Annotated in this window: 6 protein-coding genes; 1 reads left to right on the forward strand and 5 read right to left on the reverse strand. The window is 68.2% G+C overall.

What is annotated here, in order from left to right; genetic code table 11:
- Nucleotides 1–505: 505 nt before the first annotated feature.
- The 5 genes from ETD96_RS40460 to ETD96_RS40485 form a co-directional block, all read right to left on the reverse strand.
- Complete coding sequence (locus ETD96_RS40460; RefSeq protein WP_138641776.1) at nucleotides 506–904, reverse strand: DUF3592 domain-containing protein; 399 nt, start codon at nucleotides 902–904, stop codon at nucleotides 506–508.
- Nucleotides 905–1,349: 445 nt separating this feature from the next.
- Nucleotides 1,350–1,856 (reverse strand): NUDIX hydrolase, encoded by a 507-nt coding sequence (locus ETD96_RS40465; RefSeq protein WP_171069479.1) that lies wholly within the window; start codon nucleotides 1,854–1,856, stop codon nucleotides 1,350–1,352.
- Between the two features lie 177 nt (nucleotides 1,857–2,033).
- Nucleotides 2,034–2,219 (reverse strand): protein kinase family protein, encoded by a 186-nt coding sequence (locus ETD96_RS40470; RefSeq protein WP_138641777.1) that lies wholly within the window; start codon nucleotides 2,217–2,219, stop codon nucleotides 2,034–2,036.
- 1,497 nt (nucleotides 2,220–3,716) lie between these two features.
- Nucleotides 3,717–4,154: a nuclear transport factor 2 family protein gene (locus tag ETD96_RS40480; protein ID WP_138641779.1), complete on the reverse strand. Its 438-nt coding sequence runs from the start codon at nucleotides 4,152–4,154 to the stop codon at nucleotides 3,717–3,719.
- A 21-nt stretch (nucleotides 4,155–4,175) separates the two neighbouring features.
- Entirely contained in the window at nucleotides 4,176–4,487 is a 312-nt protein-coding gene (locus ETD96_RS40485) for a TetR/AcrR family transcriptional regulator C-terminal domain-containing protein (RefSeq protein WP_240808569.1), read from the reverse strand.
- 285 nt (nucleotides 4,488–4,772) lie between these two features.
- On the opposite strand from ETD96_RS40485, the gene ETD96_RS40490 reads away from it, so the two are divergent.
- The gene (locus tag ETD96_RS40490) at nucleotides 4,773–5,291 is read left to right on the forward strand and encodes a hypothetical protein (RefSeq protein ID WP_138641780.1); all 519 of its coding nucleotides are present in this window, start codon (nucleotides 4,773–4,775) and stop codon (nucleotides 5,289–5,291) included.
- Nucleotides 5,292–5,587 lie beyond the last annotated feature (296 nt).

Raw genomic sequence — 5,587 nt, forward strand, 5'->3', positions numbered from 1 at the left:
GCCTCCCCCCGCGACCACGGCGGGCACACCGATGAGCGCGGCCTTGAGCAGTCCTCGCCGGCCGATGCCGCGCCGGCTCTTCCCGGCCGCACGCCGCTCGACGCCGGGGGCCGTGTCCTTGGCAGATGTCATACGGCGATCATCGGATCCCGGCGCCGTGCCCAGCGTCCGGCGAATGCCTTACCGCCCCCCTCAAACCCCTCACGCCCGCTCTACACCGCGGCCTGCCGCTACTGGCCGAGGCTGCCATTCTCGTCGTGCTGACGCGTCGCTGGATGTAAGCCGTCGTCGACGGGGCGACGCGGGTGCGAACCAGCACGATCGTGTGCAGCGCGCGGTTGAGATGATGGAGGTGGGTGCTCCGAGCCCCCGGGTAGCTCGGACGACGTTTAGGGTGGATACGGCAGCAGCCTGCGGTGGTGTCGGGGTTTGGAGCCACGAGGTGCCGGAGTGCAGAGGTCCGTCCGTTAAGGGCGGCGATCCGGTGGTGGCGAAGTCGCCCGAGTCAACCTGCCATCAGGATCGCGACGGCGACACTCAAGAAGACCAATCCAAAGAACATGAGGTACAACGCCTGCGAGGTCGTGAACCGCCGCATGTCCACCTTGACCTTCTCCGGATTGTCCGCCAGGTAGACCACGGGCACCTCCCGCCCGGTCGGCAGCTCATACCCCTTGCCGCCCACGCCGGGCTGGAAGGTCACAGTGTGTCCGTGTTGGTCGGTGAAGGAGATGACGGGCTTCCAGTAGTGCCCCGAGTCGGTGCTCTCGCGCGTCTGGTCGACGACGAGGCCGCTGGTGCGTATCCCGTGCTGTCGTAGTCGCCGAACCAGTAGGGCGTTGTGCAGTCCGATCAGGAAAACCACCGTCCCGCTCGTCGCGCACACAACGAAACCCAAACCCATGTCGCTGCATCCTCCGTCTCGGCGGCTCTTCGTTCGCTGGAAAGTAGGACGCACCTCGACCGGAGGGAGTTGTGGCGCAACCGGCGACACCTGGGCCTCGCCTCAGCGTCCCGACTCGGCGATCGCCCTTCTCAAACTCCTTGCCGGCCTTCGGCCGCGCGGGTCCTGAGCCCTGCCGGCCGCCGGAGGCAGATGTCGCGGCGGTCGCGCGCCATTCGGCGTATCATTGCATTCGCACAGCCTCGGTCCACTCGTCGATCTGTTCCACCATCAGCACCGCCCCGACCAGCGGACGATCGCGGCCGACTGTGCGCCGCCGTCGTCGACCGGTTCACCTTCAACGGTGCCGTCATCGAGACGGCACTGGCTCATACCGGCGCGTCCGCACCCGTGCTCAACAAGTCGCCAGTTCGCCTGGCCTGAAGGGCTTGCACGTCGGTACAACTTACTGAGGCGGAGCGGCTCTCCCCGAGCGGCAGGTACGTTGCGCCAGGGTCGCGTCAAGGATCTGGATATCGGCGGGAGGCGGGCGGGTCGCGTCCCACCAGCGGATGGCGCTGATCTCCTGGTTGGGCGTGAAGTTGTGGTGGCGGCTGGTGACGTGGCCGGCGCAGATGGCGGCGTATTCGTCATGGGGTGGGGTTGCGAGCCGGAAGCGCGCGTACCCGGCGAGGGCGAGGGTCGGTAGACGCAGGCCGCTCTCCTCGCGCAGTTCCCGCACGGCTGCTTGGAGGGGTGCCTCGCCAGGTTCGATCCGGCTGCCCGGTAGTTCCCACTGTTGACGGAAGCGGTCGAAGACCAAGAGCAAGTGGCGGCCGGACCAGACCACGGCCAAAGCCGCGGGCATCGGTGCGTCGTCCGGCACGCCGAAGACGCGCGCGGCCGGCAGGAACGCCGTCAGCGCATTCCCGGTCTTCTTATCTGAAGCCAAGGCCGCGTCCATACCGTCCATCGTGAGCGCTCCACGGACAAGAAGTCCACGTCGAGCTACCTGACGTTGACCTGTCCGGACAGGACAACCGCCACGCCTTACGGGCACTCCTGAGGCAGGAGGGGGCGCTTTCATCCGTGATCAACCGTGCCCGCGGTGATCACGTGGAGCCAGAACTCGTCGGCGCGCCGCAGGGTCCTAGACCAGAAGCCGCAGGACCGCCCGCTCCAGTTCCACGGGCACGTGCGGGCGTAGCCGACCGGGCGGGACGGGAGTGTCGTGCAGGTGCCGCCGGAGCATGTCCGCCTGGGTGTCGCCGGCGGGGCTGGGCGGGACCTTACGGGCCAGTTCGGGAGACAGGTAGCCGGCGGTTCCCATGATCACGCCTGGAGTTGGTTCGGTTCCCTGTGCGGGGGAGTGCATGTCCGTGGGGCTGGCAATGCCGAAGTCGGTGAGCTTGAGGGTGCCATGTCGGCCGGCAGCAGGTCGCCGGTCTCCATCGGCGGCCACGTCATAGATCCGCACGACGTTGGGGTGTGCGCCAGTCGCGCGGCGCCGCGGGCCTCCCGCCACACCCGTTCGCTCGTGGTGTCCGCTGCGTCCGCACGGGTCGTGCTCGCGGGCCGGTCGGGGACGGGTGCGGGGTCCAGTAGTTTGACCGCCACCATGCGTCTCAGCGCCGCATCCTCGGCGGCCCACACTTCGCCCATGCCGCCCCGGCCGACCGGCTCGATCAGCCGGTACCGCCCGGCCAGCGTCACCGAGGCTTCGGCCGCGCGTCCATGCCTGCCCATAACCCCAATCCCGTCACCCGCCGTTTCGCCAACAGCCGTCATGGCGCTCTTGCCCGGGACCGGCGGGGTCGGGCGCCTCTGCCTTGGGGCTGGGCAGAGCCCCGCCCCATCGGGGGCATAGGGGCGGGGCTTGCGCCACGGGGCGCTCGCAGTCCGTTCGAGCACCCCGCCGACGGCCCGGAGAGGTGGGGTGTCCGTGGCCGTCGTCTACTACTCCAGCGCCCTGGAAGTCCGAAGCGTCACATGTGTCCTCCGCGTTGACCGCCAACGGAAGCAGCATCGGCGGGCCGGACATCCGGACAGTGCTGTACCTCAGCGTGGGGCGAGGTCGGCGTCTCGGGTCAGGGGCGGTCCAGCGTCCGTGTGACGAGTTGGGCGATGAGGAGGTAGATCAGCGCGGCGAACCCGTAGTTCAGGACGACCCCGAGTGGGCCCGAGTGCCCGAAGTGCGGTTCATCTGCGTCCGCAACGCTGGACGCTCCTAGACTCGGCCGCGCACGTCAGCATCGCCATGAGCCGCGCCGGATCCGCCCTGGCGCTGGATCCCACCGATGCCGTCATCGTCCGTCACCTCTCCCTGCGGGCCCTGCCTAGGAAAGTGCGGAACTTGGGTTTCGAGGCGCTACCAGGGCGGATGCGGGGCCCGAATTGAGCCGCCGGGCCGCCACGGGGCAAACCGGAACATGTCGGGCGGTGGATAAGCCGGACAATCCCGCATTTTCCCTCGTCAGTGCTGGTGCGCCGTGTGGGTCTCGAACCCACAACCTACGGATTAGAAGTGCGGACATCAGCCCGGCCGCCGCGGGGCGCGGAGGTCGGCGGGCAGCATCTCCGGCCGTTCCGGCTCCTCGGTCGGCCGAGGGGCTGGGCGGGCCGGTTCAGGGTGGCCGGTTCTTCGACGCAGCAGGCGAACGGTGCACTCGATGCCTGAGGGGCGCGGGGCGAAGATGTCGCCCGCCGCCGCCTTGCGGTGAGCATAACCGTGAGCGCGACGGTCGGCTCGGCGTTGTCCGGGACGACCGCCAGTGAGGGGAGCCGCTGCGCTCCTGGGGAAGCACGCACGGCCCGATGCCGATTTCTCCGAGCCCTATGGCGAGGTCAGAGTGGCCATCACTCGATCCGGTTCCCAGTGGGCGCGGAACGAGGTGATCAGGCCGTCGTCATCGACCGTGTAGACGGTCAGGCAGTCGATCGTCATGGTGGTCCCGCCGTCCAGCGTCGCGGTGATGGTGACGACGTTGGCGCAGGCGGGTCCGTTGGCGAACGAGTCGCTCACCCGGAAGCGGAACTTGCGCACCCGGGCGATGTTCTCGTCCCAGAACCGCTCGATCCCGTCCGGCCCACGGTGCCCCTTGCCTTCGGGATCGAGCATCGAGGGGCCGACGGGGTCCTCGATGACGGCGTCCGGGCGGAACAGGGCGAGCCACTCCTGCTTGCGCCCGTCGGCGGCCGCGGCCATCGCCGCGCGTACCGCCCGGCGCGCAGGGTGGTCACCGTCGGGCGCGTCCCAAGTGACTGCGGTCATGACAGAAACTGTAACGCGTTCTCATTTCCGGTCAACGGCCCTATCGGCCCGTCCGGCGGCTGTCGGGCCGCCGAGTCGTCCCCTCAGACCGTCGAGGAGGGCATGGAGACCGAACTCGAAGGTCTGGTCGGGGGAGGCTGCGTAGTCGGCCGCCGCTGAGGTCTCCAGGCGGGCGCGCAGACGCGGGTAGTGCATGGCGATCTGGTGGGCCTTTGCCATGGCGTCGTGGAGTTGCTCGTGGGCGGTGCCGCCGTCCTGGTCGAGCTTGCGGGTCAGTGAGGCCGTCGCGGCGGCGCCAGCCGCGTTGCCGAGCACGTACAGGTCGGTGGCCATGGCGGTGGCGGCGGCGCGCCAGCCGACCGCCTCCGGGTCGGGCAGCGTGAGCTCGCCCCAGACCCGGTCGGCAGGCCTTCGAGTCCTTCGGCGTCCAGAAGTTCGACAGCGGTGCGGACGATCTGGTCCCGGGTCAGGGTGTCGCGTGGCATGGCATGGCATGGCCTCACAGTACGGAGCCATTGCACTTTGTTCAAATGAGGTCTTGAACTTTGTTCAAGTGAGGGTTAGCGTTCTCGCCATCCAGCCACTTGAACGAAGTGCAAGACCTGAGGAGAGCCTTCCATGAACACCCTCGCCGCCGTCATGCAGCTGCTGGTCGCCGCCGCGTTCGTCAGCATCCCGCTGGTCCGTCACCGCTACGGCCCGGCCGCCAAGGCCGCCGCGGTCACCGAACTCCGCCGCCAGAACGTCCGGCCGGAGGTCCTGGAGGAGAACAAACTCCGCTTCGACGCCGGCGGCCACGAGACCGCAGCCCCGGCCACCGTCGCCGCGATCATGATCGTCATCGCCGCCCTCAACATCACCGGCACCGGTCCGGCCCAGCCGCTGACGTGGATCTTCTCCTCGCTGGTCATCCTGATGAACGCCGGCATCGTCTACAGCAACCTCACCGCGGTGAAGTCCGTCCAGGCCGCCTTCCGCCGCAAGGGCGACCCGGAACTGGCCCGCATCGAGGTCGCTCCCTTCCTCCAGGCCGCCGAGAACGCGTTCCCCAGCTGGGTCCGCGCCCAGACCTACATCCGCAACACCGTGGTGTTCGCCGGCTCTGCCATCGCCCTGGCCGCCGTCTCCGTCGCCTGACTACACACTCTCGATCCGCCGGCGCTCAGCGGATGCCGGGTAGGTGCTCCGGGCCGCATACCAGCCGACCGAACTTCGCGAAGCAGGCTCACGGGGAGACCGTACGGAAGCCACCCTGGATCAGGGAGCCCAGCGTCGCCACCGCCGCATAAGGCCCCCTAGGAACCGTTACCCTGCTCGGTCTTCATGGCACGGCGCGGACTACTCAGGCACCTGTCTCTTATACACACCTAAAAAAAAAAACAATATCAAAAATTACCTGTACTGGTTAAATCTCTGTGCAAAGTTCTTTGCAT

Origin of the sequence: Actinomadura geliboluensis, from assembly GCF_005889745.1 — a bacterium.
Classification (GTDB): domain Bacteria; phylum Actinomycetota; class Actinomycetes; order Streptosporangiales; family Streptosporangiaceae; genus Spirillospora; species Spirillospora geliboluensis.

Bases quoted from the DNA above. Each gene is read 5' to 3' on its own strand.
- ETD96_RS40465 (WP_171069479.1), bottom strand. From the start codon at position 1,856: ATGGACGGTATGGACGCGGCCTTGGCTTCAGATAAGAAGACCGGGAAT.
- ETD96_RS40460 (WP_138641776.1), bottom strand. From the start codon at position 904: ATGGGTTTGGGTTTCGTTGTGTGCGCGACGAGCGGGACGGTGGTTTTC.
- ETD96_RS40490 (WP_138641780.1), top strand. From the start codon at position 4,773: ATGAACACCCTCGCCGCCGTCATGCAGCTGCTGGTCGCCGCCGCGTTC.
- ETD96_RS40485 (WP_240808569.1), bottom strand. From the start codon at position 4,487: ATGGCCACCGACCTGTACGTGCTCGGCAACGCGGCTGGCGCCGCCGCG.
- ETD96_RS40480 (WP_138641779.1), bottom strand. From the start codon at position 4,154: ATGACCGCAGTCACTTGGGACGCGCCCGACGGTGACCACCCTGCGCGC.